Source organism: Bradyrhizobium sp. LHD-71 (assembly GCF_031157255.1).
Lineage (GTDB): Bacteria > Pseudomonadota > Alphaproteobacteria > Rhizobiales > Xanthobacteraceae > P52-10.
This window is the reverse complement of the sequence record NZ_JAVIFX010000004.1, coordinates 333320-359178: the sequence shown is the minus strand read 5'-3', so window position 1 is coordinate 359178 and position 25859 is coordinate 333320. Positions and strand designations below refer to the sequence as shown.

The 25859-nt window shown below is 63.0% G+C and carries 27 protein-coding genes; 10 read left to right on the top strand and 17 right to left on the bottom strand.

All coding sequences use genetic code 11. The features are described 5' to 3' along the window. Positions 1–110 precede the first annotated feature (110 nt). From RCO31_RS06300 to RCO31_RS06285, 4 genes are read left to right on the top strand one after another with little or no spacing between them, the layout of a single operon-like run. Positions 111–317, top strand: a complete 207-nt coding sequence (locus tag RCO31_RS06300; RefSeq protein WP_308967373.1) for a DUF2892 domain-containing protein — start codon at positions 111–113, stop codon at positions 315–317. Then, positions 314–868: an RNA polymerase sigma factor gene (locus tag RCO31_RS06295; RefSeq protein ID WP_308967372.1), complete on the top strand. Its 555-nt coding sequence runs from the start codon at positions 314–316 to the stop codon at positions 866–868. Before RCO31_RS06300 ends, RCO31_RS06295 begins: the two co-directional genes overlap by 4 nt. Continuing rightward, positions 865–1104, top strand: coding sequence for a hypothetical protein (locus tag RCO31_RS06290; protein ID WP_308967371.1), 240 nt, complete (start codon positions 865–867; stop codon positions 1102–1104). Before RCO31_RS06295 ends, RCO31_RS06290 begins: the two co-directional genes overlap by 4 nt. A gap of 48 nt (positions 1105–1152) precedes the next feature. Beyond that, positions 1153–1656, top strand: coding sequence for an isoprenylcysteine carboxylmethyltransferase family protein (locus RCO31_RS06285; RefSeq protein WP_308967370.1), 504 nt, complete (start codon positions 1153–1155; stop codon positions 1654–1656). A 50-nt stretch (positions 1657–1706) separates the two neighbouring features. Here the strand turns inward: RCO31_RS06285 and radC are convergent, their stop codons facing one another. The 4 genes from radC to RCO31_RS06265 all read right to left on the bottom strand — a co-directional run bounded on the left by radC (position 1707) and on the right by RCO31_RS06265 (position 5675). Next, complete coding sequence (gene radC / locus RCO31_RS06280) at positions 1707–2432, bottom strand: DNA repair protein RadC (protein ID WP_308967369.1); 726 nt, start codon at positions 2430–2432, stop codon at positions 1707–1709. A gap of 74 nt (positions 2433–2506) precedes the next feature. Continuing rightward, positions 2507–3337 (bottom strand): type I methionyl aminopeptidase, encoded by an 831-nt coding sequence (map, locus tag RCO31_RS06275; RefSeq protein WP_308967416.1) that lies wholly within the window; start codon positions 3335–3337, stop codon positions 2507–2509. Between the two features lie 126 nt (positions 3338–3463). Further along, a complete protein-coding gene (sfsA, locus tag RCO31_RS06270) occupies positions 3464–4177 on the bottom strand; it encodes a DNA/RNA nuclease SfsA (RefSeq protein WP_308967368.1) in 714 nt (237 codons plus the stop codon). Positions 4178–4352: 175 nt separating this feature from the next. Further along, complete coding sequence (locus RCO31_RS06265; RefSeq protein ID WP_308967367.1) at positions 4353–5675, bottom strand: mechanosensitive ion channel domain-containing protein; 1323 nt, start codon at positions 5673–5675, stop codon at positions 4353–4355. A 241-nt stretch (positions 5676–5916) separates the two neighbouring features. Here RCO31_RS06265 and RCO31_RS06260 point away from each other — a divergent pair, with 241 nt between their 5' ends. Continuing rightward, positions 5917–7716 (top strand): potassium/proton antiporter, encoded by a 1800-nt coding sequence (locus RCO31_RS06260; protein ID WP_308967366.1) that lies wholly within the window; start codon positions 5917–5919, stop codon positions 7714–7716. Positions 7717–7732: 16 nt separating this feature from the next. On the opposite strand, the gene modC is transcribed toward RCO31_RS06260, so the two are convergent. The 4 genes from modC to mepA form a co-directional block, all read right to left on the bottom strand. Continuing rightward, positions 7733–8407 (bottom strand): molybdenum ABC transporter ATP-binding protein, encoded by a 675-nt coding sequence (gene modC / locus RCO31_RS06255; protein ID WP_308967365.1) that lies wholly within the window; start codon positions 8405–8407, stop codon positions 7733–7735. A gap of 2 nt (positions 8408–8409) precedes the next feature. Next, entirely contained in the window at positions 8410–9105 is a 696-nt protein-coding gene (gene modB, locus RCO31_RS06250; RefSeq protein ID WP_308967364.1) for a molybdate ABC transporter permease subunit, read from the bottom strand. Between the two features lie 9 nt (positions 9106–9114). After that, entirely contained in the window at positions 9115–9873 is a 759-nt protein-coding gene (modA, locus tag RCO31_RS06245; RefSeq protein WP_308967415.1) for a molybdate ABC transporter substrate-binding protein, read from the bottom strand. 316 nt (positions 9874–10189) lie between these two features. Then, a complete protein-coding gene (gene mepA, locus RCO31_RS06240) occupies positions 10190–11131 on the bottom strand; it encodes a penicillin-insensitive murein endopeptidase (protein ID WP_308967363.1) in 942 nt (313 codons plus the stop codon). Positions 11132–11301: 170 nt separating this feature from the next. On the opposite strand from mepA, the gene RCO31_RS06235 reads away from it, so the two are divergent. Together RCO31_RS06235 and RCO31_RS06230 are read left to right on the top strand one after the other, a co-directional pair. Continuing rightward, entirely contained in the window at positions 11302–11745 is a 444-nt protein-coding gene (locus tag RCO31_RS06235; RefSeq protein ID WP_374991429.1) for a L,D-transpeptidase, read from the top strand. 282 nt (positions 11746–12027) lie between these two features. Beyond that, positions 12028–12453, top strand: coding sequence for a GNAT family N-acetyltransferase (locus RCO31_RS06230; protein WP_308967362.1), 426 nt, complete (start codon positions 12028–12030; stop codon positions 12451–12453). 22 nt (positions 12454–12475) lie between these two features. Here the strand turns inward: RCO31_RS06230 and RCO31_RS06225 are convergent, their stop codons facing one another. The 3 genes from RCO31_RS06225 to RCO31_RS06215 all read right to left on the bottom strand — a co-directional run bounded on the left by RCO31_RS06225 (position 12476) and on the right by RCO31_RS06215 (position 15358). Next, positions 12476–12871, bottom strand: coding sequence for a VOC family protein (locus tag RCO31_RS06225; RefSeq protein ID WP_308967361.1), 396 nt, complete (start codon positions 12869–12871; stop codon positions 12476–12478). An 87-nt stretch (positions 12872–12958) separates the two neighbouring features. Further along, positions 12959–14137: an acyl-CoA dehydrogenase family protein gene (locus RCO31_RS06220; protein ID WP_308967360.1), complete on the bottom strand. Its 1179-nt coding sequence runs from the start codon at positions 14135–14137 to the stop codon at positions 12959–12961. Between the two features lie 3 nt (positions 14138–14140). Beyond that, positions 14141–15358, bottom strand: a complete 1218-nt coding sequence (locus tag RCO31_RS06215; RefSeq protein WP_308967359.1) for an MFS transporter — start codon at positions 15356–15358, stop codon at positions 14141–14143. A 296-nt stretch (positions 15359–15654) separates the two neighbouring features. On the opposite strand from RCO31_RS06215, the gene RCO31_RS06210 reads away from it, so the two are divergent. After that, positions 15655–16893 carry an MFS transporter gene (locus RCO31_RS06210; protein ID WP_308967358.1) on the top strand — a complete coding sequence of 413 codons (1239 nt, stop codon included), beginning with the start codon at positions 15655–15657 and terminating at the stop codon, positions 16891–16893. Here RCO31_RS06210 and lepA read toward each other — a convergent pair. The 6 genes from lepA to RCO31_RS06180 all read right to left on the bottom strand — a co-directional run bounded on the left by lepA (position 16865) and on the right by RCO31_RS06180 (position 22884). After that, a complete protein-coding gene (lepA, locus tag RCO31_RS06205) occupies positions 16865–18676 on the bottom strand; it encodes a translation elongation factor 4 (protein ID WP_308967357.1) in 1812 nt (603 codons plus the stop codon). The genes RCO31_RS06210 and lepA overlap by 29 nt on opposite strands. 151 nt (positions 18677–18827) lie before the next feature. Further along, positions 18828–19157 (bottom strand): HPr family phosphocarrier protein, encoded by a 330-nt coding sequence (locus RCO31_RS06200; RefSeq protein WP_308967356.1) that lies wholly within the window; start codon positions 19155–19157, stop codon positions 18828–18830. After that, entirely contained in the window at positions 19154–19555 is a 402-nt protein-coding gene (locus RCO31_RS06195; protein WP_308967355.1) for a PTS sugar transporter subunit IIA, read from the bottom strand. The genes RCO31_RS06200 and RCO31_RS06195 overlap by 4 nt, the downstream gene beginning before the upstream one ends. Before the next feature lie 165 nt (positions 19556–19720). Further along, positions 19721–20203 carry an HPr kinase/phosphatase C-terminal domain-containing protein gene (locus RCO31_RS06190; RefSeq protein ID WP_308967354.1) on the bottom strand — a complete coding sequence of 161 codons (483 nt, stop codon included), beginning with the start codon at positions 20201–20203 and terminating at the stop codon, positions 19721–19723. Further along, the gene (locus RCO31_RS06185) at positions 20200–21909 is read right to left on the bottom strand and encodes a sensor histidine kinase (protein WP_308967413.1); all 1710 of its coding nucleotides are present in this window, start codon (positions 21907–21909) and stop codon (positions 20200–20202) included. The genes RCO31_RS06190 and RCO31_RS06185 overlap by 4 nt, the downstream gene beginning before the upstream one ends. Before the next feature lie 273 nt (positions 21910–22182). After that, positions 22183–22884 (bottom strand): response regulator transcription factor, encoded by a 702-nt coding sequence (locus tag RCO31_RS06180; RefSeq protein ID WP_034466175.1) that lies wholly within the window; start codon positions 22882–22884, stop codon positions 22183–22185. Positions 22885–23152: 268 nt separating this feature from the next. On the opposite strand from RCO31_RS06180, the gene RCO31_RS06175 reads away from it, so the two are divergent. After that, on the top strand, positions 23153–23890 hold the full coding sequence (locus tag RCO31_RS06175; RefSeq protein WP_308967353.1) for a DUF2470 domain-containing protein: 738 nt from the start codon (positions 23153–23155) through the stop codon (positions 23888–23890). A gap of 294 nt (positions 23891–24184) precedes the next feature. After that, the gene (locus tag RCO31_RS06170; protein WP_308967352.1) at positions 24185–25798 is read left to right on the top strand and encodes a phosphoenolpyruvate carboxykinase; all 1614 of its coding nucleotides are present in this window, start codon (positions 24185–24187) and stop codon (positions 25796–25798) included. Positions 25799–25859 lie beyond the last annotated feature (61 nt).

Here is a 25859-nt window from a genome sequence, read left to right as displayed (position 1 = left end):
GCCGCCGCCCCCTCAAATTTTTTTTGTGCCGCGACCCCGGCGCCGGGTTTGCGCCCTCTTGTCTGGGTGAATGCGCCATCGCGGCGCGTCACGAACCGGAGCACAGAACCATGTGGTATAGGAAGAACGTTGGCGGGTGGGAGCGCGCGACCAGGCTGATCGGCGGGGGCCTGATGCTTGTCTGCGGCGTGGTTGCGCTGCACGCTTCGCCGCTCGGGCTTCTGCTCAGCGGCGCGGGTGTCGTGACGCTGGTCACCGGTGTGTTCGGCTATTGCCCTGCCTGCGCCATCGCCGGGCGCGAGCTACCGAAGGGGTGACTGCCTTGGCGCGCGTATCAGACGATCTCTTGCTCGCGGCACAGTCGGGTGACCGGCACGCGCTGACACAGCTATTGGTGGCGCTGCAGCCGGACATTCGACGCTACGCCCGGCGCCTTTGCTACCGCGCCTCGGTTATCGAAGATGTGGTGCAAGAAGCACTCATCGTCGTGTACCGGCGCGTGGGCACGATCCGCAGTCCAGCCGCACTTGCTGGCTGGCTGCTAACCGTCATCGCCCGCCTTTGCATGCTGCCGGCTCTGATGCTGATGCGCGGAGTCGAGGAGCTCGCCAGCCGGGAAGAGTCACGCGAGCTCGCAAAGGTCCCGCCGGACGAGTTGCGCATAGACTTGGTCAATGCGATCGAGTCGCTTTCGCCGTCCCATCGCGAAGTGCTGCTGCTGCGAGATCTCGAAGATCTGACGATTTGGGAAATCGCCGGGCGGCTCGGCGTGACGCGCGAAGCGGCCAAAAGCCGCCTGCGCCGCGCCCGCGCATTGGTGCGCGAATACCTGCTCGGTACAAAGGACAACGGACGAGAGAGCACATGAATTACTTTCGTGGAGTCGGCATGTTCGGGAGCGCGTTCCTGGGCGCACATCTGATGCGCGGCGCAGTTGCGGCGGCGCTACTCGCTTGGGCCATCGTCCACCAGACCGCGCACCCTTGGCTATCCTTGGGCGAGGGCATTGCCGCCATCGTCGCGCTACGCGGATGCCCGATGTGCTGGACAGTGGGCCTGGTCGAGACGCTTTCGCAGGGCCGTCGCGATTCAACCGCGCGCTGACCGGACATGGCTGCATTAACATTGCGACAGGACAGGAAGGAGGTGCCAGTGCGGAAAACGATCGCGGTATTGGGCTCTGCCCTCTTCTTTGCGGTTGCGCCCAGCGTCCTGGCGGGGCTCATCCCGTGGTCGATCACGCATTGGGAGTTTCGGCCGCCGTTCTTCGACCTACAGGCGACGCGCGCGGTCGGGATGCTGTTGATCGCCGCCGGTCTGCCCGGGCTCATCGACTCGTTTGCGCGCTTTGCGCTGCAGGGGCTCGGCACGCCGGCACCGATCGCACCGCCGCAGAACCTGGTGGTGACAGGGCTCTATCGCTACGTGCGCAATCCCATTTACATCGCCGTCGTCGCGGTCATCCTGGGCCAGGGGATACTGTTCGGCGACTGGCGTCTCTTGATTTACGGCGGGCTCATGTGGCTCGCGTTCCACGCCTTTGTCCTGGTCTACGAGGAGCCGGTGCTGGCTGAGAGCTTTGGCGCCCAGTACGAGGATTTCCGCGCCAACGTCCCGCGCTGGATTCCACGGCTTGCGCCCTGGCGAGCCGCATGAGGCCCATGGTGGACGGAGGCGAGTGGGGCGATCGTCGAGCAGGCTAACATCTAAATCAATCTTAGTCCCTTCAAGCTCGCATGCCCATTCTTGCCGACGATGATGTGGTCGTGCACGGAGATGCCGAGCGAGCCTGCGATCTCGACGATCTGCTTCGTCATCTGGATGTCGGCGTTCGACGGTGTCGGGTCGCCTGATGGATGGTTGTGGACGAGGATGATGGCGGTTGCCGACAGTTCGAGCGCGCGTTTGACCACCTCGCGCGGATAGACCGGGGTGTGGTCGACGGTGCCGGTCTGTTGTACTTCGTCGGCGATCAGCTGGTTGCGCTTGTCGAGGAACAGGATGCGAAACTGCTCCTTGTCGGCAAACGCCATCGCGGTCCGGCAGTAGTCGACGACCGCCGACCATGAGCCCAGAGTTGTTCGTGCCTTGATCTGGCCCCTGGCGACCCGGTTCGCGCTCGCTGCTATCAGCATGATTTCGGTGATCGTGGATTCGCCGAGGCCTGCGATTTCCGCAAGCCTCGATGCCGGGGCGTTCACGGCTTCGGCGAACGAGCCAAATCTTTCGATGAGTTTCTTGGCAAGCGGCTTGACGTCGCGTCGTGGCAAGGCGCGAAACAGCACCATCTCGAGCAGCTCGTAGTCGCTCAAGGAATCGGCGCCGGCGTTGCGGAAACGCGCGCGAAGGCGTTCACGATGGCCGTGATAGTGCGGCGCGGGCTCAGCGACAGCCTGCGACAGAACGGGTTGGTCTTCGGTTTCCGGCGGCATATGAGTTCGAGGGACGCGTGAGCGCGTCCCAAGCATGACCGAGCCGCAGATATTTGCAACTGGGCAGTGGTGGGTCAGGCCGCCTTGCGGTAGGGCGGCATGTCGAGCTTGCCCGGTGACAGCGTGAAAATCTCCACGCCGGTGTCGGTGACGCCGACCGCGTGCTCGAACTGCGCCGACAGCGAGCGGTCGCGGGTGACGGCAGTCCAGCCGTCGGACAGGATCTTCACATGCGGCTTGCCGAGGTTGATCATCGGCTCGATCGTGAAGAACATGCCCGGGCGCAGCACAATGCCTTCGCCCGGCCGGCCGACATGGATGATGTTCGGCTCATCGTGGAACATGCGGCCGAGGCCATGCCCGCAGAAGTCGCGAACCACGCTCATCTGCTGCGGCTCGACAAAACTCTGGATCGCGTGGCCGATGTCGCCCGTGGTCGCGCCGGGCTTCACCGCGGCAATGCCGCGCATCATCGCCTCGTGCGTCACTTCGATCAGCCGTTCGGCCTTGCGGGCGATTTCGCCGACCGCGTACATGCGGCTTGAATCGCCGTGCCAGCCGTCGACGATGAACGTGACGTCGATATTGACGATGTCGCCTTCCTTCAGCGGCCGGTCGCCGGGCATGCCGTGGCACACCACGTGGTTGATCGAGGTGCAGGTCGAATAGCGGTAGCCGCGATACATCAGGGTGGCCGGGATGGCGCCGTGGCTGAGCGCAAAATCGCGCACTACATCGTCGATGCGTGAGGTGGGCACGCCGGGCTTCACCTCGTCCACGAGCACGTCGAGACATTTGGCGACGAGCGCGCCGGCCTTACGCATGCCTGCAAAGGCCGCAGGGCCGTGCAATTTGATCTGACCGGTTTTCCGGAGCGGGGCCTGGGCAGCTTCGATGTAATTCATGTCGGATGGTACGGGGGTCATGCCGGCTTGGGGCCGGTTTGCAAGTCTGAGTTGTCCCTAATTTAAGCGATGGACGCCCCAGCGCAAGCGCCTTCGCCGTCGGGGCTGTCATCGACAAATGGGAGGCTATTTGGCGATTGGAACGGCTCCTCCCAGGGCAATTTCATTGACGCCAAGGACGCATTTGTAGGCGAAAGCCTCGACGCCCGCCACACAGGCCCGGTCGAACGCCGCGCCGTAGGCCGGGTCGATATCGCGCGCCAGCGCAAAGCTGCTGGCCGACCCGATCTGGATGACAAACAGCATGACCGCGCGAAAGCCGAGCGCGGCCATGGCGGCCAGCTCGTCCAGGTGCCGCGCCCCGCGCGCGGTAACAGAGTCCGGAAATTCGGCGATGCCAGGCTGCCGCATCAGATGCACGTTCTTGATTTCGAGATAGCAGGACGGTCTGTCCGGCGCCTCGAGCAGAAAGTCGACCCGCGATGCCTTGCCGTATTTCACTTCGCGGCGGATGGTTGCGTAACCTTTGAGTTCCGGGATCGCCTCGGCGGCGAGCGCCTCGGCGACGATCGCGTTCGGATGCGCTGTATTGAGCCCTGCGAGTTCGAGGCCCGCCCCGAAGTCGGCTTCGACCAGCTCCCAGGACAGCGGCAGCTTGCGCGCCTTGTTCAACGAGCGCGATAACCAGACGCGGGCGCCCGGTGCCTGCAAGCCGATCATCGCGCCTGGATTGGCGACGTGAACGGTCGTCACGCTGCCGTCGGCCAGCTCGACGTCAGCGAGAAAGCGCTTGTAACGACGTATCAGCGTCGCCGGAACGAGTGTGCCGGTGAAACGCATGGGCGGTCCTAGTGCTCCGTTTCCGAAGTTTGCATCCCGTTGCGATACACTCTCATGCGAACTTCGGAAACATAAGGAGCACTGGCGATTTCACTAAGCTGGCGCTTTTTGGATTTGACGTTCGTACGCAGGAATCGTGGAAATGCTGGCACGAACGTCAAATCCAGCGCACTAGTCAGCGCAGATGCGCTTCGACGGCCGGAGCGGCCGCAGGCGCCTCGTCGATGCGGATGTCGCGGATCGGATAGGTGGTGTCCGCCGCAGCTTCGATCCGGAATGTTTCCCAGAGCGCGAGCATCACCTGGCTGCGCACGTTGCCCATGCCTTTCTCGGGGTCGGTGATCCAGAACGACAGCGAGAAGCGCATCGAATGCTCGCCGAACTCGACGATGCTGCAGGTCGGCGGCTTGACTGTGGCGACGCGCGGCGTCGCCTTCGCGATCCGCGCGGCGATTTCGCAAATCCGGCGCGGATCAGCTTCGTAGCTCGTCGAGAACGTCACATCGATGCGTGTATTGGTATCGTAATAGGTCCAGTTCACGACACGCTCGGTGACAAGCTTCTCGTTCGGAATCAGAAATTCCCGGCCGTCATTGCCCGTGACGGAAATGTAGCGCGTGTTCATGGCGCGGACTTGTCCATGGCTGTCGCCGATCGTGACGATGTCGCCGGGCTTCACCGACTTGTCGGCGAGCAGGATTACGCCGCTGACGAAGTTGCCGACGATCTTCTGCAGGCCGAAGCCGATGCCGACGCCGATCGCGCCGGAGAAGATTGCCAGCGCGGAGAGGTCGACGCCGGCCGCGGCCAGCACGATCACCACCGCCAGACAGATGAACAGGATCCGGACGAGCTTGCTGGTCAGCGCCTGGACCGAAGGCGTCAGGTCGTTCAGGGTGGAGATCCGCGCATCGACGAAATTGCCGGCGACGTTCGCCAGCCATAGCGCGAAGGCAAGCAGCGCGGAGACCTTGATCGCGAGCAGCAATGAAAGGCGGTGGCCGCCGAACGAGATGGCGAGGGAATCGAGCGCGGCGGTGACCTGGTCGAGCAGCCCGAGGATACTGAGGGCGGCGACGCACCAGGCCGTGATCGACACGAGCTTTACCGCGGTGTCGTTGCGGATCAGGCTGGTGGCGAGGCGGATCAGGAGCCATGCGGCAGCCAGGTTCGCGGCCACGACCAGCAAATAGCTGCGGCTTGGCCAGGTCGATGCCACCATGGCGACACGCGTCATCGCCATCAGCCCCGCAAAGAAGCCGAATCCCGCATCGCGGACCAGTACGCGAAGGCCAAGGCGGAAGGCGGCCGGCCAGCCCATGGCGACGGATGTGAGGTCCACCCTGCTGCGCAGTGATACGGCCGCAAGATGGGCAATGCCTGCGCCGATCAGGATCAACCCGAACTGGAAGTAGAACCAGGGCGACGTCACCTCCGCGCCGACCGAGCGCAGGGCCATCCGGATGAACTCGTAGATTTCCTCAAGTTGGGGCTCCACAACGTCTCTGTTCGCAATCGCCGGCCGTCGCATGGAATGATTCGAGGACGGCCCGTGTCTTTATACGTCGGCGGACGCGCTCACGTCCAAACAGTGCCGGACTAAGCAGGACCATGGCCAGGCAAGGCGATGGCGGCGGACCGCCGACCTCGGCCTATGCGGTGCGGCAATGGCATGCGGGGTTGGCGCAGAAGGCCCCGGACGATAAGGAAGGCATAGAGGGTCCAATTGCGGAAATGATATGGCGTCGCTTGATTCGGTAAGCATTGCCATCCTTCTGGGAGCGATCCTGGTGATGGCAGGCATCATGTCGAGCCTGGTCGCCCTGCGTTTCGGCGCCCCGTTGCTGCTGGTCTTCCTGTTCGTCGGAGTGTTCGCAGGCGAAGCCGGTCCCGGCGGAATCAGGTTCGACGACGTCCGATCGACCTATCTGGTCGGCTCCGTCGCGTTGGCGCTCATTCTGTTCGATGGCGGGTTGAAGACCAAATTCAACAGCATCCAGACGGTCGTCGCGCCTTCGGCGGTGCTGGCGACCGTCGGCGTTCTGCTGACGGCGGTCATCACGGCGCCGGTCGCAAAATACGCGCTCGGCATGAGCTGGACCGAGGCGCTGCTTGTCGGCGCCGTTGTCGGCTCGACCGATGCCGCGGCGGTCTTCCTTTTGATCCACGGCCGCGGGCTGCGGCTGCGCCCACGCGTGGGCGCGACGCTCGAGGTCGAGTCCGGGACCAACGACCCGTTCGCGATATTTCTCACGCTGGTGCTGGTTGAGCTGCTATCGATCGGCCACAGCACGGTCGTGGATGTGATGCTGCAATTTGCCCGCGAACTGGGGCTCGGCACCATCATCGGCATTGTCTGCGGGCGACTGGTCGTCCTCGGGTTGAACCGGGTCGCGCTGCCGCAGGGCCTGCACGCGCCCTTTGTCGCGACTGCGGCGGTGGTGATTTTCGGCATCGCCCAGACCGCCCACAGCTCCGGCTTTCTGGCCGTCTATCTCGCCGGCATCGTCATCGGTAACCGGCCGACCCGTGCGCACAACTCCGTCGTCGTCTTTCTCGACGCGGCCACCTGGCTCGCGCAGATCGTGATGTTCGTGCTGCTCGGTCTGCTTGTGTCCCCTGAAAGGCTGCTCTCAACGTTCCTGCCGGCGCTGGCCGTGGCGCTGGCCTTGATGTTCGTGGCGCGACCGATCGCCGTATTCCTGTGTCTTGCGCCGTTTCCGTTTCCTCGGCGCGAGAAGATCTTCATCTCGTGGGTCGGCCTGCGCGGGGCCGTGGCGATCTTCCTGGCCTCGATCCCGTTGCTGGTCGACCTGCCGAACGGCACGATCTATTTCGATATCGCCTTCGTCGTCGTGCTGGTGTCGCTCTCGGTGCAGGGCTGGACGATCGCCTGGGCCGCGCGGCGCCTGAACGTTGCGCTGCCGCGCACGGAGCGAACGATGCGCCGGGTGGAGCTCGATTTGCCGGGGCAGCTCGAGCAGGAGCTCGTCGGCTATCGCGTGCGCAAGAACAGCCTGTTTCTCAAACGACGGGTGATCCCGTCCTGGTCGAAGCCGACCCTGATCATCCGCGACCAGCAGATCTTCACGCCGAGCGAAGCCGAGCCGGTCCTGGCCGGGGACTACGTCTACTTGCTCGCGCCGCCCGAGAAGGCCGAAGCGCTGGACCGCTTCTTCGTCGACATGCCGACGCCGGCACCGGTCGACCCGCACATGCTCGGTGACTTCATGGTGCCGGGCGAAATCACACTCGGCAGTCTCGCGGAGGTGTATGGCGTTCCCGTCGTGCTGGAGCAGGCCGAGCTCACGCTCGCCGACTACTTCGACATCTATCTCGATCGCGCTCCCCGGATCGACGATACGCTGCCGATCGGCGAAATCACACTGGTGGCCCGCTCGATCGGTGGTGGTCGCGTCAATGTCGTCGGCCTGCGCCTGCCCGAAGACGAGGAGCCGGCGGCGCCACCGCCGAAGGGCCGGGAGCTGGCGAAACGCAGGTTCCGCGCGGCGTGGAAGTCGTTCGTCGAGTCGCTGTAGCGGCCGGTCGCGAAGTCTACGACCTTGGCTGGGGCAAGACCTCGAGGCCCCCTTGCGCCGCGATGGTCCCGTTCTGCAGGCGGATCACCTGAGTCGCCAGCCGTCTGACTTCGTCGGCGTCGTGGCTGACATAGACCATGGGCACGCCCGCCTGATCGCGCAGGCGCATCAGATAGGGAAGAATCTCCGCCTTCCTTTCGTCGTCGAGCGACCCAAGCGGTTCGTCCAGCAGCAGCAGGCGGGGACGCGACAGCAATGCGCGGCCGAGCGCGACCCGCTGCTTCTCGCCGCCGGAAAGTCTGCCCGGTCGGCGCTGCCTCAGCGCTTCGAGATCGAGCAGCTGCGCGATCCGCACATGCTCTGCGGCATCGAACGGCAAGCCGTTCATGCGGCGTCCGTAGTCGAGATTCTGTTCGACGCTGAGATGCGGAAACAGCCGCGCGTCCTGAAACACGTAGCCGATGCGCCGTCGGTGCGCAGGGATATGGATACGCTGCGCCGTATCGTCGAGTGCCTCGCCGTCGAGCTCGATCCGGCCGCGATCCGGCTTCAGCAGTCCGGCAATCATGTTGATCAGTGAGGTCTTGCCGGCGCCCGACGGGCCGAACAAGGCTGTGACGCCGCCGGCACTGTCGAATGCCGCTTCCACGGTTGTCGCGCCAAGCGCTTTCGTTACATCGACGTGCAGCATCGTCAGTCTCCCCGCATCCGGGCAACCGCCCGGCGCGCAAACCATTCGGAGACGAGAAGTGCGCCAAAGGCGAGGATCATCGAAACGACAATGAGCTGCGTCGCTTCCCGATCGCCCGCCGGCGTCTGGATCAATGCGTAAACTGCAGATGCAATGGTCTGCGTTTCGCCCGGAATGTTGGAGACGAAGGTGATGGTCGCGCCGAACTCGCCGATCGCTTTGGCGAAGCATAGCACCATGCCGGCAATGATGCCGGGCAGTGCCAGCGGCAATGTGATGGTCGCGAACGCGCGCCACGGATTGGCACCGAGCGTTGTCGCCGCCTGTTCAAGGCGAATGTCGATGGCTTCGAACGATAGCCGGATCGGTCGCACAAGCAGCGGGAACGCCATGATGCCACAGGCGAGTGCGGCGCCGGTCCAGCGGAAAGACAGGACGATGCCGAATGTGTCAGCCAGGAACGAACCGATCGCCCCGCGTCGCCCAAACGTCAGCAACAGGAGATAACCGGTCACCACCGGCGGCAACACCAGCGGCAGGTGCACCAGCGCCTCGACGATCATCTTGCCAGGGAAATTCCTGCGCGCCAGAAGCCATGCGGTCGCTATGCCGATCGGCGTTGCCACCAGCGTCGCGAGAACCGCGATCCGCAACGTCAGCGTGATCGCAGTCCAGGCCGTATCGGAAAGTTCGAACACTTTCGAAAGTCAGGAAACCGGCCGGACGAGGAATGTGAAGCCATACCTCTCGAACACGGCCTTGCCTGCCGCTGAGCGCAGAAACGCGAGGTAGCCGGCAGCGTCAGGCCCGGCTCTGGTGGTCGAGGCAAACGGATAAACGATGGGCGGATGCGAGTCAGTGGGGAAGCGGCCCACGATCTTGACGCCCGGTTCGACCTTTGCATCGGTCTCATAGACGATGCCGAGCGCGGCCTCATTGCGGGCGACGAGCGTCAGCGCCGCACGGACGTTGTCGGCCATGGCGAATTTCGCGGATGCTGCGGTCCACGATCCGAGTCTCTCCAGCGCCGCTTTGGCGTATTTGCCGACCGGAACGGCTTGCACGTCGCCGGTGGCGATCCGTCCATCTGCTGCGAGTCCGGCGAGATCGAAGCCCTGGCCAATCGCAACGTCACTGACCGCGGAATCTTTTGGTGCGATCAGCACGATCTTGTTGCCGAGCAGGTTCACGCGGCTCGCTTCGTCGATTGTCTGCTTCTTTATTGCGTAGTCCATCCATTCCAGATCGGCCGAGGCGAACACATCCGCCGGTGCCCCTTGCTCGATCTGGCGCGCGAGTGCCGAACTTGCGGCATAGCTTGCCGCCACCTTCACGCCCGTTTTGGCGGTGTAGGCTGCGTTGATATCGTCCAGCGCGCTCTTCAGCGACGCAGCGGCAAAAACCGTGATCGACTTTTCCTGCGCGAAGGCTGGTGTCGTGAGCGTCGCTACGGCGACAACGAGCATTGCGAGACGTCGGGTGAATTGGCCAGGCATACTTGGCGCTCCAATGGAAGGCGAGACGAAGGTGGCCGTCGCGCGAGTTGATCGCGCAAGCCGCACCACCATGTTCGAGCAATCGATGAGGGAGCGTCGTCCCGGCCATCCACACCGGCTTACGGCGAGTGCGGAGATCGCAAGCCTAATTCTAGCAGGTGGCCGCTTGTGCGCAAGGCCGGCACGAGCCAACGTCGACTTCATAAAATCGTCAGGGGCCTCTTGGCTCTAACGTTTGCAGGCGAGCACCGCCAGACAAATGCGAACAGCAGAGGTTGGACACCAGTTACGGGGCCAGCAACACCTGCTTGCAGGCGGACGGGAGCTGCGACAGCGTGATCGGCGGCCGCGGTTTCGGTGGTGTCGGCGGCGGCTTAGGATGAAGCACGGCATCGCTGAACCAGTAGGCGAGGTCGTCGGCCGAACAGGCCTCTCCCTCGTTCGGCGGTTCCTGAGGTGTGCAGTCGCGGCTGCTGGCCGGACAGCGTATGCGGATGTGAAAGTGATAATCGTGGCCGTACATCGGCCGTACCTTGGAGAGCCACGTTCGGTCGCTGTTTCCGGCTTCGCGGCACAGTGCCTTCTTGATCGCCGCATTGACGAAGATGCGTTCGACGGCAGGCTCCTGTGCCGCTGCTTTGATCACGGCGACGTGGCCGGGCGTCCACACGGTCGGATTGATGTCGAGCCTGTTCGGCGCAACGACATTGGTCGCCGACATCTCCTCACGTTCGAGCCGCGTCAGCTCGCGCTTCGGCATTGGCGTCAGCCAGATGTCGGCGTCGAGCCCAACCTGATGGCTTGTATGCCCCGTCAGCATCGGCCCGCCGCGCGCCTGTGAGATGTCGCCGACCAGCAGGCCCGGCCAGTTCGACACCTGCGGCACTTTTGCGGCAAGCCGCTCGAGCAATGCGATCAGATCCGCATGTCCGTACATGCGATTGCGGGAGAGCCGCATGACCTGCCAGGTCTTGCCATTGATCGGCAGCGCTTTAGCGCCGGCGATGCATCCCTTGGCGTAAAATCCGATCGAGCGCATCGCCAGTTTTGCCGGCGCCAACTTGCGGCCGAACAATTCCTTGGCGGCAAGTTTCGGGTCGCTTGGATTGGCCAGTGTCGGTAGTTGCTTTGGCTCCAGGGTGCCCTTGTCCTGCGCGAGCGCTGCGTCCGCCAGCCAGGATGAAAGATGCAATGCAAGAACCGCGGTGAAGAGAATGCGATGGATCATGAGCATTTCCTATACGCGATCTCTCGCTTTGGCGCGAGATTCCGCAAGCGGGATTAAGGCTAATCTGTACGGTGTGGATCGCCGCAGCCGCTCCGGCTTTACAATCTGCATGCACGGCCACCATGGTTGCGTCCCTGACGGGAGGGTGAAAAACAGTCTTGGCAAAGGTCATGCAAAGCACCGTCGGTAAACCTCGTTCACATCTCTTCGGGCTCGCCCTGCTCGGTATTCTTTCCGCTGCAAGCCCATCATATGCGGCCATGCTGGTCGAGATCGATAAGTCGGCGCAGACGATGTATGTGACCGTCAGCGGCGTCACGCGTCACCAGTGGCCGGTGTCCACTGGCCGGCGTGGTTTCGGCACACCGAGCGGCACCTTCCGTCCGCGGCGGCTCGCACGAACGTGGTTTTCGCGGCGCTACTACAACTCGCCGATGCCGTATTCGATCTTCTTCCACAAGGGGTATGCAATTCACGGCACCACCGATCTCCGCCGGCTCGGCGGTCCTGCCTCGCACGGCTGCGTGCGGCTACATCCGCGCAACGCCGCGACGCTGTTCTCTCTCGTTCAAGAGATTGGACCCGGACGAACACGCATCGCCATTTTCAACTAGAGCCGCGTTTCCAAAATTTAAACCACGCTGCGGCACGCGCTGATGCAGGTTTAGGTTTTCATTAACCGTGCAGCGGTCTGCGGCAGCAAAATGACGGTCTGATCGCAGTCAAGGGCTATTTCGCCTGCCGCTGATCGATCGTGCGGACAATGCCGCACATTCTGACCGCTTCGGCATCGTCAAGGCACCGTGACCGGGATACGCTATGGGCGAGTGCTGCGCCCGGGGGTTCGATCTGCCGCAGCTCCGAAAGTGTGAGTTCCAGCCGAAAGGTTCGACGCTATGCAATGGCTGCTTGAGCAGGATTCGATCGATTGGGCGACACTGTCGGAACTCTATCGCATTGCGCCGCTCGCCGAGAAAAAGCCGGACGATCTGAAACGCGCGTTCTCCAACAGCATGTTTAAGTGCTTCGTGTTCGACGAAGGCACGCTGGTCGGCGCGGGCCGCGCCGTCGCGGACGGTGTTGATTGCTCCTATGTCTGCGACGTTGCCGTCCATCCGCGCCTTCAGGGGCATGGGCTGGGTGCGGCCATCATCGACAAGCTTGTCGAGCTTTCCGCCGGACACAAGAAGATTATCCTGTACGCAAATCCCGGAACGGAGGGGTTCTACAGGAAGCGCGGATTCGCACGAATGCGTACAGCGATGGCGATGTTCGTCGATCGGGATCGGGCGATCGAGCGCGGTCTGATCGACCGCGCCTGATCTGCCAGTCGAGGTCGATCGCTTAGCGCTGTACCAATTGCGTCAATACTCCGCCCGTCACCGATGGGTGCACGAAGACCTGTCCCTTGATCGGGTTGCCTGGGCCGGGATCGCCGACAAGGCGAATGCCCTTTTCACGCAGCTCTGCGACGGTCTTTTCGAGGTCGTCGACCTTCATCGCGACGAGATGCACGCCCTCGCCGAGTTCGGTTAGTCGCTTGGCGATCGGTCCCTTATCGCCGAGGTTGGACACCAGTTCGACATAAGAATCGTCGAAGCGGAAGAACGCCATCTTCATGCCGGCGGCCTCGTTGTCGCGCCGCTCGCTGACCTTCGTGCCGTACACGGTCTCGTAACGGCCGACCGCCGCGTCGATATCCTTCACGGCCACCACGATGTGATCGACGCCCTTGAACATGTCCTCACTCCCGTTTTCTGGCTTCTTGGTTCCACGAAAACGCTATCAGCCGGGCTGCATGGCCACAAATGCGAAGCGTTCTTGCAGCTATGCACCAGGCGGCGCCGATGCGTCCGGCTTCGCTGTCAGAATCGCGAGCCCCACAGTCTCATAGTGTGCGTCACGCGCCTGCAGCTGCTGCGCGATCGCGTGCATGTCGCGGAAACGTCGCTCAAACGGGTATTTGCTGAGCACGGCGGTGGAGCCGGCCATATGGTATGCGGCATCGGTCACGGCGGTCGCCTGATGAATGGTCCATGTCGCCGCAAGGCGCAACGCGAGCCGTTGCTGCTCGCTCAATTCGTCTGATCGGTCGGTCAGATCCCGCCACACGTCGGCGGCCGTGGCGTAAAGATATGCGCGGGCGGAGCGCAGCTGCGCCTCGGCGCGGCCAATCGAGGCTTGCACGGCGGTGCTGTCGCGCATCGGATTCAAGCCGAAGGATTGCTTGCCTCGCGCAAGAGCGACCGCGGCATCGAGTGTCGCCCGGGCGACCCCGAGCGCGACGGCGCCAAATCCGAGGCCGTACGCATACATCGTTGGCAGGCGGTACAGCGGGCCGGTCTCGCGCCGGCCGGGTGCTTCGTCCCGCGGCGCGGCGAAGGCCTCGGGGATGAACAGTCCGTCCACTGAATAGCTGTCAGTGCCCGTGCCTTTCAGGCCGACGACGTTCCAGACGTCGTGCAACGCAGCGCTTGATACGGGAAACAGAATGGTGCGGACGACCGGGGCGCCGTTCGTGCCGAGTCGCCTGGTGCCATCCGCTTCGACGATATGGACATGTGCGCCGAGCCAGCTCGCCTGGCGCACGCCGCTGGCGAACTCCCAGCGTCCGGTAGCGCGATAACCGCCGGGCACGGCTTGCACCTCGCCGCCGACCGAGCCCCAGGCGAGGATATCGTTCGGCGCAGCGAAGACCTTGCGCGCCGTATCTGCGTCCAGATAGGCAGCAATCATCGCGCAGACGGAGCACTGGCCGAGGCACCACGCGGTGCTCGCGTCGGCCTTTGCGATCTCCTCGAGCATTTGCATGAAGGTTTCGATGGGCGCTTCCGCGCCGCCGAGCGTCTTCGGCAGCAGCGCACGATAGAGCCCTCCGTCGATCAGGGCGGAGACGATCGGTTGCGTCAGACGTCGCGTCCGCTCGATCTCGTCGGCTTCGCGCGTGATCAGCGGCGCCAGGGCCTGTGCGCGTGCGACGAGATCGATGGGGCGAAGCTCGTTCATGGGTCAGGCCATCACCGGCTGTGGCGACTTGTGCACCGTGGTCGGGAACGCCAGCGCCACCGCGACGGCGGCGAGGCCGATGCTGAACGAGCCGACGTAGAGCCAGAGGTAGCTGTTGAACGCGTCGAACACCATGCCGCCGGCCCACGGTCCAAGTGCCATGCCGAGGCTTGCGGTCATCGAGACTGCGCCGAACATGGTGCCCATGATCTTCTCGCCGAAATATTCGCGCACCAGGATCGCGTAGAGCGGCATGACGCCGCCGTAAGCCAGACCGAAGATCACCGACAATGCATAGAACTCACCAAGCTGGCCGACTGCGAGGTAGGCTGCGGCCGCAAGCGCCTGCAGGAGCAGGCCGCCGACCAGCACCGGCTTGGCGCCGATGCGATCCGCCAAAGCGCCGAACGCAAGCCGTCCACCGAGGCCCGACAGCCCCGCAACGCCGTAGATGCTGACCGCGGCCATGGGCGCGATGCCGCACACCATCGCATAGGTCACCATGTGGAAGATCGGCCCCGAGTGGCACGCGCAGCAGGCGAAATGCGCCAGCGCCAGCGTGATGAACTGCGGCGTGCGCAGCGCCTGCGTCGCGGTCATCGGCACCTCGCTGGGAGCGACGCTGACCATCCCTGCCGCAGCACCGGGCGCGATATTCGTGCGCGGACGGCGCACCAAAAGCGCCGCGGGCATCAGGATCGCGGACGCGCAGATACCGATGATCAGCATGGCGCTGCGCCAGTCGTAGGCGAGGTTCAGCCAGCTCGCGAACTGCGCCACTGTGAGCGGAGCGACGCCCATGCCGGCCGAAACCAGCGCCACGGCGAGGCTCCGATGGGTTTGGATCCAGCCGCTCGCCGCCGCCACCATCGGCGCGTAGAAGCTGCCCGCGGCAGTGCCGACCAGCACGCCGTACACGAGCTGAAACTGCCATAACGACGTCGCCTGGCTTGCGCCGACGAGCCCGATTCCAAGCAGCACAGCGCCCGCCAGCACGACGATGCGGGTGCCGAATCGATCCGACACGGCGCCCCACAGGAAGCCGGCGACACCCATGCAAAGAAAGTTCAGTGTCGCCGTCGCCGACACGCCGCCGCGCGACCAGCCAGTGCTTTCGGCGATCGGCTGCAGGAAGACGGCGAGCGACATCATCGCGCCCATGCCGATACAGGTCATGAGTGCGCCGACGCCGACGACGACCCAGCCATAGGAGAGTTTCATCTGCGCGCCTCCCCGCGCCGCGACAGTGTGCCCTGTCTCTCGCGCGGACGTCAGCCTACCCGGCAGCGGCTATGTGTGTCGAGAGAGAAAGGGCTTTGTGGCGTCACGATCGCAGCAACACGCGGGCCGCTCGGCGGAGCAAATCTCGCATGTCGTTGCGCTATGTGAGCTCCATGCTACGGGTGGACCGGAACTACGGCCGCCGCACTCAGTCTTCGATGGAGATCGAACTGTCACGCTGTTGGCTTGTGATTAGATGGTATCCTCGTTCGGACGTGACGCGGCGAAATTCGGAAATGACTCATTTTTATGGTTGGTGGATCGTTGTCGCATGCATGATCGTCAACATGTTCGGCAATGCGCTTGGGCTGTTCGGCCTCGGCGTATATCTGATAGCCCTCTCTGAGACGCGCGGCTGGCCGCTAGGCCAGATTTCTGCCGGTGCCACGCTCTTCCTCCTTGTGAGCGCCGCGCTGATGCTGCCGGTCGGCAAGATCATCGGCCGCTTTGGTCCGAAGCCGATCGTGGTCCTGGGCGCTATCTCCATGGCCGCCGGTCTTCTCGGCATCGGCCTGTCGCAACGACTCGTGGAGGCGTATGCGGCGTTTGCCGTGATGGGAATCGGCTGGGCTTCGTTATCCGCCGCCGCGATCGCGGCGATGCTCGCTCCGTGGTTCGAAAAGTATCAAGGTCGAGCGGTTTCGCTCGCCTCGCTGGGGGCCAGCATAGGCGGCATCACCGGCGTGCCGGTTCTTTTGTTCAGCATTGCCCAGATCGGCCTGACGTCGACGACCATCGTTGCTGCCGTGACGATCGTCGGCATTCTGCTGCCGATCGCTGGTCTTGTACTGAAGCGCAGTCCGAGCGAGATGGGTCTCTTTCCCGACGGCGCGCCGGCACCGAGCGCGATGAAGCAACAATCGAAGGCCTGGACGGTCGGTGCTGCCGCCAGGACACCGGCGCTCTGGACGGTTACCGCTGCATTCGGCATCGCCATGTTTGTGCAGGTTGGCTTCTTGACCCATCAGGTTGCGTTCCTGTCGTCCGTGCTGCCTCCGGCCCTGGTGGCAACGACAGCGTCAGCAACGGCGATCGCGGCACTGATCGGTCGCATGGGTCTTGCGCGGTATGTCGATGATGTCGATCAGCGTGTGCTTTCTGCGATCGTCCTTGTGCTTGCCGCCACGATGCTGGGTTTGCTGGCGCTGTCTCCAACGACATGGACCGTCATCGCCGCATGCGTGATCTTCGGACTGACCGTCGGCAACGTCTCGATTCTTTCGGCGATTATCGTCCGGCGCGAATTCGGGGCGATTTCATTCGGCGCGATATTTGGATTTGCATCCAGCATCATTCAGTTCACGACTGCGCTTGGACCGAGCTTCTATGGCGTCCTGCGCGAGGTATCGCTGTCATATCGATGGCCCCTGCTGATCGCCGCGGCGCTCGACATTGTCGCGGCGATCATTGTCCTGGGCGGCAGGTTTCGCCGCAGCAGCGGGCAGCCTAGCTATCCACTTTCAGCGCGGCGATGAAGGCTTCCTGCGGGATGTCGACCTTGCCGAACTGCCGCATCTTCTTCTTGCCTTCCTTCTGCTTCTCCAGAAGTTTTCGCTTGCGGGTGATGTCGCCGCCGTAGCACTTCGCGGTCACGTCCTTGCGCAGTGCGCGCACGGTTTCGCGGGCGATAACCTTGCCGCCGATCGCCGCCTGGATCGGAATCTGGAACATGTGCGGCGGGATCAGTTCTTTCATCTTCTCGACCATCGCCCTGCCGCGGCCTTCCGCGCGCGTGCGATGCACGAGCATGGCGAGCGCATCCACGGGCTCGCCGTTGACGAGGATCTGCATCTTCACCAGGTCGGCTACCTTGTAGTCGGTCAGGTGATAGTCGAACGAGGCGTAGCCCTTCGAGACGGATTTCAGACGGTCGTAGAAATCGAACACGACTTCGTTCAGCGGCAATTCGTACTTCACCATGGCACGCGCGCCGACATAGGTGAGCTCTTTCTGATTGCCGCGCCGGTCCTGGCACAGCTTCAGTACGCTGCCGAGGTACTCGTCGGGCGTGAGAATCGTTGCCTCGATCCAGGGTTCCTCGATCTCGGCGATCTTGACCACGTCGGGCATATCGACCGGGTTGTGAATCTCGATCTCGGTGCCGTCCGTGAGACGCATTTTGTAGATGACCGATGGCGCGGTCGCGATCAGGTTAAGGTTGAACTCACGCGACAGCCGCTCCTGGATGATCTCAAGATGCAGCAGGCCGAGGAAGCCGCAGCGGAAGCCGAAGCCGAGCGCGGCGGATGTCTCCATCTCGAAGGTGAAGCTCGCATCGTTCAGCCGCAGCTTACCCATCGCGCCGCGCAGCGTTTCGAAGTCGGCGGCATCCGCCGGAAACAGACCGCAGAACACCACCGGGATCGCCGGACGGAAGCCGGGCAGGGGGTTGGTCACCGGATGCCGATCGTCAGTGATCGTATCGCCGACGCGGGTGTCGGCCACTTCCTTGATCGCCGCGGTGATGAAGCCGATCTCGCCGGTTGCGAGCTCATCCACATTGACCATCTTCGGCGTGATGTAGCCGACGCGCTCGACCTCATAGGCCGCGTTCGTGCCCATCATGCGGATGCGCTGGCCCTTCTTCAACACGCCATCCACCACCCGCACCAGCACGACGACGCCGAGATAGACGTCATACCAGCTGTCGACCAGCAGTGCCTTCAGCGTTGCGGTCTTGTCGCCCTTCGGCGGCGGAAGACGATGCACGATCGCCTCGAGCACGTCATCGATGCCGAGGCCGGTTTTGGCCGAGATCATCACGGCATCGGAAGCATCGATACCGATCACGTCCTCGATCTGCTGCTTCACCTTGTCGGGTTCGGCGGCAGGCAGATCGATCTTGTTCAGAACCGGAACGATCTCGTGATTGTTGTCGAGCGCCTGATAGACGTTGGCGAGCGTCTGCGCCTCGACGCCCTGGCTCGCGTCGACCACCAGCAGCGATCCCTCGCAGGCGGCGAGTGAGCGCGAAACCTCGTAGGCGAAGTCGACGTGACCGGGCGTGTCGATCAGGTTCAGGACGTAGGTGTTGCCGTCCTTCGCTTTGTAGTTCAGCCGCACCGTCTGCGCCTTGATGGTGATGCCGCGCTCGCGCTCGATATCCATTGAATCGAGCACCTGCTCCTTGCCTGCCATTTCGCGATCGGACAGCCCGCCCGTCAGCTGGATCAGGCGGTCGGCCAGCGTCGATTTCCCATGGTCGATGTGCGCGACGATGGAAAAATTGCGAATGTTTGCGACGGCCGTGGCGCTCATGGGCGCGGGATACCACCCGCACTGCAACGCGGCAACCGGAGAAGCGGGGCCAGTCAGGCGCTTTGGAACAGGAAAGGGCTTTCCGCGCCCCGGCGGTCATCTGGTGGATACTGGTAAACGGCCATGGCCGAGCGAAAGCACCGAGCCCTGACTATTCGTCCTCGCCGAACTTGGTGGTCACCAGCGTCGTCAGTGCCTCGATCGCCTCGCGCGCCTCGGGACCGGTAGCCGACACGATCACGCTGGAGCCTGGTCCTGCGGACAGCATCATCAGGCCCATGATCGAGTTGCCGCCGACGGTCTCGTTGTTGCGCGTCACGGTGATATCGGCCTTGAAGCGCTCGGCCATCTGCACGAACTTCGCCGAGGCGCGGGCATGCAGGCCACGCTTGTTGGTGATGGGAATTTCCCGGACGATGGTTCCGCCTGATGACGGCGCGTTGTCGGTCGCGCGTCCGCCGCCATCGGGTGCCTCGCTCATTTGCCGGCAAGCACGCGGCTGGCGATGGTGACGTATTTGCGGCCGGCTTCCTGGGCCGCGGAAATGGCCTCAGGCAAGGGGCGATTGTCGCGGACCTTCGCGAGCTTCACAAGCATCGGCAGATTGATGCCGGCAAGCACTTCGACCTTCGGCCGGCTCATACACGAGATTGCGAGATTGGACGGCGTGCCGCCGAACATATCCGTGAGGATCGCAACCCCGTCGCCACTGTCGACACGCTTCACCGCTTCGATGATGTCGCTGCGACAGAGATCAGCATCGTCGTCCGCGCCGATCGTAATGGATTCGATTTGCTTCTGCGGACCCATCACATGCTCAAGCGCTGCCTTGAACTCGTCGGCGAGGCGCCCGTGGGTCACAAGTACGAGACCAATCATCAAAAACTCCTCGTGCGTGCTTTTGGGTGCACTGCACGAAAGGCGGACATCTTGACCATCCGGAATACGGGTGCAAGGGGGCTGATTGCGCTTTCCAGCCCTGCTGTGGCGCTTGGGATACGTAAGGCGGCGGTCAAATCCACGCCGAGTGTTGCGCTTATATGGTTACCAATTTCCTTCCAGCAATCGGCCAAAAGCCGCACCCCCGGCATCCGTCAGGAGCGCTGCGACTACCAGCGGTAGAGCATTTGCCCCGGCCTCTACCGGAATTCTAGGTATTTTAATACCATATACGGTCGCGGTCAGCGCCTCAGGTTCCGGCATACGGGCAGCATCGGCGGCTGCAAGGTCGACCACGAGCCCCAGGACGGCCCGCGTGACAAAGTCGCAGCGGCGGATGCCGAGGCCGCGAACCTCGATCAGGCCCTCAAGCTCGGTGGGCGGGCGCGCGATCAGCCGGCCATCCTCGGCGCTGAGCAGGATGCGATCATCGCCGACCAGCCGAGTCGGCGGAATCTGACCGGTCCGTCCTGCAAGCATCAAATCGAAAGCCAGCCGTGATTTGCCGGCGGCAGAGGGACCGCGAATCAGGATGCCCACGTCGCCCGCCTGCACCGCCGATGCGTGCACTGACGCGCCCGGTGTCATATCGCTGGCAATCGAACGACGAAACGTGCCCCGAGCACCGCCGCCTCGCCGTCGGGCCCGGCATCGCCGAGCCGGTTTTCCGCCCAGATCTTTCCGCCATGCGCTTCAACGATCTGCTTGGAGATCGACAGTCCGAGACCGGAGTTCTGCCCAAAACCCTGGTGAGGGCGGTCGGTGTAGAAGCGCTCGAAGATCCGCTCGAGCGCATCGCTGCGGATGCCTGAACCTTCGTCGTCGATGATGATCTCGATCTCGTTGCGTATCCGCCGACAGTTGACGCGCACGACGCCGCCTTCCGGCGAAAACGAACAGGCGTTCGACAGCAGGTTCGAGATCACCTGACCGATGCGCGAATCGTGTCCCGGCACGGCGAAGGTGTCGAAGTTCGAGCCTTCGAAGCGCACCTGCACGGTGACATTGTTGTTGTGGTTGTGGTTGTTGTGCTTGGTCTCATTCGAAACGGTCGCCAGCATGGTGAGCAGCCGTCGCATGTCGACCGGCGACACGTCCTGTCGCTGCAATTCGGCATCGAGCCGGCTCGCGTCGGAAATGTCTGAAATCAGCCGGTCGAGCCGCCGCACGTCGTGCTCGATAACGGCGAGCAGCCGCGCGCGGCTGGCGTCGGTGCGCGCGAGCGGCAACGTTTCGACCGCGGAACGCAACGACGTCAGCGGATTCTTCAGTTCGTGGGCGACGTCGGCGGCGAAGCGTTCGATCGCCTCGATACGGTTGTAAAGCGAATCGGTCATCTCGCGCAGCGCGCCAGACAAATGGCCGATCTCGTCGCGGCGACGGGTGAAGTCTGGTATCTCGATGCGCGTTTTGATGCGGCGGCGCACATGCTCGGCGGCATCCGCAAGCCGGCTCACCGGACCTGCGATCGTGCTGGCGAGCAGGATGGACAGCACGATCATCACCGCGGCAGCGACACCGAACACGCGCAGAATAGCGATGCGTTCGGCGGTGACCATCTGGTCGATATCGTCGCCCTGCGTTGACAGCATCAACGAACCGTTGATCGCACGGAAGCGCTGCACCGGCACGGCTACCGAAACGATCACCTCGCCGCGATCGTTGACGCGCACTGCGGCCGCCTTCTGACCGGCCAGAGATTGTGCGACTTCGTAATAGCCTTTGCCGTTCTCCGGGCCGAGTTCGCGGTAGGGCGGTAGGTCACCGCGATTGAGCCAGTTACGGATGGCGATCATCGTCCGTTCGGCTATTCCGGGCTTGCCCTGTTGTGGCGGTGGCAGATCGAAGCGCAGGACGTCGCCGCGCGCGAACTGATCGCGGCTGTCGAGCAGCAGCACGCCGTCGCGGTCGTAGATGCGTGCGCGCGTCTTGGTCGGTGAAATCAGGCCACGCAACACTGGCGCGACGCGCGTCGGGTCGATCGGAAAGTCGAGGCCGGAGAGAATGTCTTCCGAAGGGCCGTAGGTTTCACCGGGTTTGAGATCCAGCAGCCGCTCGGGATCGATGGTGATGCCATTGGAGTCCGTCGTGCCTGTGGCGGCGATCGCGCGTGCGATGATCTCGCCCTGCACGAGCAGGCTTTGCGCCTGCGCGTCGATCAAGCCGGCACGGAACTGCGAGAGATACAGCACGCCGGCGACGAGCGCGATCAGGCCGGCGAGATTGAGCGATAGAATGCGGCGCGTGAGGCTCGAGAACGTCAGACGGAAGAGATACTGACCGGCGCGCCGCATCCAGACCGGCGGGCGCAACCAGCGCGACAACCTGCCTCTGCCCGGCAGGCGCAGCCAGGATGGCAGCTTGAGATTTGCGAAACGCGAGCGCGCCTGGCCGTTCGCGCCGGCGTCAGCGCGCGGCGCACGTGGAGGCGAAGCGCGTTCGAGTTTGGCGCTTCGTTCAAGGACTGGTCGGTCAAGCAACGGTCAGCACGCCCGCTTGTTCTGCTTCACAAGCATAGCCCAGCACAGACCCGCCGTCAGTCGTTAACGCCGCGGGAATGCCTAGAATCAGGTTTCCTTGAATCGATAGCCCACCCCATAGAGCGTCTCGATCATGTCGAAATCGTCATCAGCGGCCTTGAACTTCTTGCGCAGCCGCTTGATGTGGCTGTCGATGGTGCGGTCATCGACGTACACTTGGTCGTCATAGGCCGCGTCCATGAGCGCATTGCGGCTCTTCACCACGCCCGGGCGCGTCGCCAGCGCCTGCAGGATTAGAAACTCGGTCACCGTCAATGTGACCGGCTCGTTTTTCCACGTGCAGGTGTGACGTTCCGGATCCATCCGCAACAGACCGCGCTCGAGTGCTTTCGGATCGGCTTCCTTCGGCGCCGCGTTCGGATCCTTCGGTGTTACGCGCCGGAGCACCGCCTTGACCCGCTCCACCAGCAGCCGCTGCGAGAACGGTTTGCGGATGAAATCGTCGGCGCCCATCTTCAGCCCGAACAATTCGTCGATCTCCTCGTCTTTCGACGTGAGAAAGATCACCGGCAGATCGGATTTCTGACGCAGCCGGCGTAGCGTCTCCATGCCGTCCATGCGCGGCATCTTGATATCGAGGATGGCAAGGTCTGGTGGCGTCCCGCGAAAGCCGTCGAGCGCGGAAGCGCCGTCGGTGTAGGTCATGATGCGATAACCCTCGGCTTCCAACGCAATCGAAACAGACGTGAGGATGTTACGGTCGTCATCGACGAGAGCGATTGTGGGCATGAGCCTGCTTTCTGAAGTGGAAGGCGCCGCGACCGGCGGTGCGCGATGCAGAGATCCCGCCTTCAAGCCGGGAACATTGTATCAGCCAGCAATGCAAGCTGGGCTGAAATGTGACGGTGAGCGCCAAAAACACATGCGATTTCCATAGGTTCCAAATCGGACGTCGCTGCGGTGATGGACAACCGGCCGGCCATGGCGTTTCTATCGGCTGCAAATTGATGGCCACGGCCGAGCCTCTTGAGCCCCCTTTAAGCACAGGCGCCAAACGATGCAACCCACCGCGCAGTTCGACCCCATCCATACGTCCAAGTCATTGATTCGTAGCGGAAAACAGGGCGCACTCGCAACCCTCGTGCCGGGTACTGGCGATCCCTATTGTTCGCTGGTGAATGTCGCGACCGCGCCGGACGGCTCGCCGGTCCTGTTGATCTCGGCCTTGGCGCTGCACACCAAGAACATCCTTGCCGATGCGCGCGTGTCGCTGATGATCGATGAGCGACGTCCCGGCGACCCGCTCGAAGGCGCGCGGGTGATGATCGCGGGGCAGGCGGAGAAAGTCGGCGATGACGCGGCGCGCGAACTGATTCGACAGCGCTACTTGCTGCGCCACCCGAGCGCCGAGACATTCGTTGATTTTCCGGACTTCGCGTTCTTCAGGATCGCGATACGTGATGTGCATCTCGTCGCAGGATTTGGTCGCATCGTCACGCTCGAGAGCGCAAAGGTACTAACTGACATCAGTGGGGCAGACGAGGTGCTCGCGACAGAGGCGAGCGCAGTTGCGCACATGAACGAAGATCACATGGAGGCGAACGCACTCTATGCGACAAAGCTCCTGGGCGGCAGCGACGGCGCATGGCGCATTACCGGTCTTGATCCTGACGGCGCTGATCTAGTGCTCGGCGATATGACTTTGCGTCTGCCGTTTCCTGAGCGCGTGACGACTGCACTTTCTTTGCGCAAAACGCTCGTTGCTTTGGCGGGCGAAGCGAGAGCTAAAGGCTGAAGCGCACCGACGTGCTGTTGTGCGCTGCAGCGATATGACAGTTGCGCAGCGCGGCGGAACGCCGCGTTCCGCCGAAAAATACCGTCAAGCGAAAGATTTCGTCGATGCAGCCGTGGTAGTCTCACAGCGCATGTCATCTAATCAACCAAATTGACCTGGATCAGCTTGGCAATTAATGCGTTCGCCACTATTAGATCGCCGGATTGAGGCCGGACCGATATAGTCAGCTGGCACCCGCGACAGGCGCTTGCGGCGAACGTGCAGGCAATTCGCGGGCTCGAGGAGGAAGACTTCGTGAACAATACGGGCGTGCACAACGGTGCCTTCGGCGCCGAGAAATTCGGCTTCAAAAAACTGAAAGAGGTGAAGTGGAATCTCGGCGCACCGGTGCTCTATGAGTTTGCGGTTCGGGCAGGCGAAGCGACGATCACATCGGAAGGCGCACTGACGGCAGAGACCGGTACGCATACGGGCCGTTCGCCGAAAGACAAGTTTACGGTGCGCGATGCCATCACCGAAAAGACTGTTTGGTGGGGCGGCAACCAGTCGATCACCTCGGATCAGTTCAAAACCCTTCTCGACGACTTCATCAAGCACGCCGAAGGCAAATCGCTCTACGCCCAGGATCTTTATGGCGGTGCCGATCCCGCCTTCCGCATCAAGACTCGCGTCTACACCGAGCTCGCCTGGCACTCGCTGTTCATCCGCACGCTTCTGATCAGGCCTGAGCTGAGCGATCTCGCAAGCTTCGTACCGGACCTCACCATCCTCGATTTCCCGAGCTTCAAGGCCGATCCCGCCCGCCACGGCGTGCGCTCGGAGACTGTCGTTGCGATCGACTTTGCCCGCAAGATCGTGCTGATCGGCGGCAGCCAGTACGCCGGCGAGATGAAGAAGTCGGTGTTCACCACGCTCAACTACTACCTGCCCGAACAGGGCGTGATGCCCATGCACTGCTCGGCCAATGTCGGCGACGCAGGCGACACGGCGATCTTCTTCGGCCTGTCCGGCACCGGCAAGACCACGCTTTCGGCCGACCCCAACCGCACGCTGATCGGCGACGACGAGCACGGCTGGAGCAAGGATGGCGTCTTCAATTTTGAGGGCGGCTGCTACGCGAAGTGCATCAAGTTGTCGAAGGAAGCCGAGCCCGCCATCTATGAGGCGAGCCAGCGCTTCGGCTCGGTGCTGGAAAACGTCGTGTACGATCCGATCACCCGCGTGGTCGATTTCGACGACGGTTCCAAGACCGAGAACACGCGGTCAGCCTATCCGCTGGATTACATCCCGAACGCGTCGCGCACCGGTCGTGCCGGCCAGCCGAAGAACCTGGTGATGCTCGCCGCCGACGCATTCGGCGTCATGCCGCCGATCGCCAAGCTCACCCCTGCGCAGGCGATGTACCACTTCCTGTCGGGCTATACCGCCAAAGTCGCCGGCACCGAGCGTGGCGTGACCGAGCCGGAACCCGAGTTCTCCACTTGCTTCGGTTCGCCGTTTCTGCCGCGGCATCCGTCGGAATATGGCGACCTGCTGCGCAAGCTGATTGCTGAGCACAACGTCGATTGCTGGCTGGTCAACACCGGCTGGACCGGCGGCAAGTACGGCGTCGGCCGTCGCATGCCGATCAAGGTGACGCGCGCGCTTCTGACCGCCGCGCTGAATGGCTCGCTGCGCAATGCCGATTTCCGCACCGACAGGTATTTCGGCTTCGCTGTGCCCACCTCGCTGCCCGGCGTCGAGCCGCACTTGCTCGATCCGGTGAAGACCTGGGCCGATAAGGTCGATTTCGACAAGACCGCGCGCAATCTTGTGGCCATGTTCCAGAAAAACTTTGCCAAGTATGAGAGCCACGTCGATGCCGACGTTCGCGCCGCGGCGCCCGAAGTGAAGCTCGCAGCGGAATAAGTCTCGCACTCGTTTCCTGGATGCAAAAGGGCGGCTGTCTCAGCCGCCCTTTTTGCTGTCT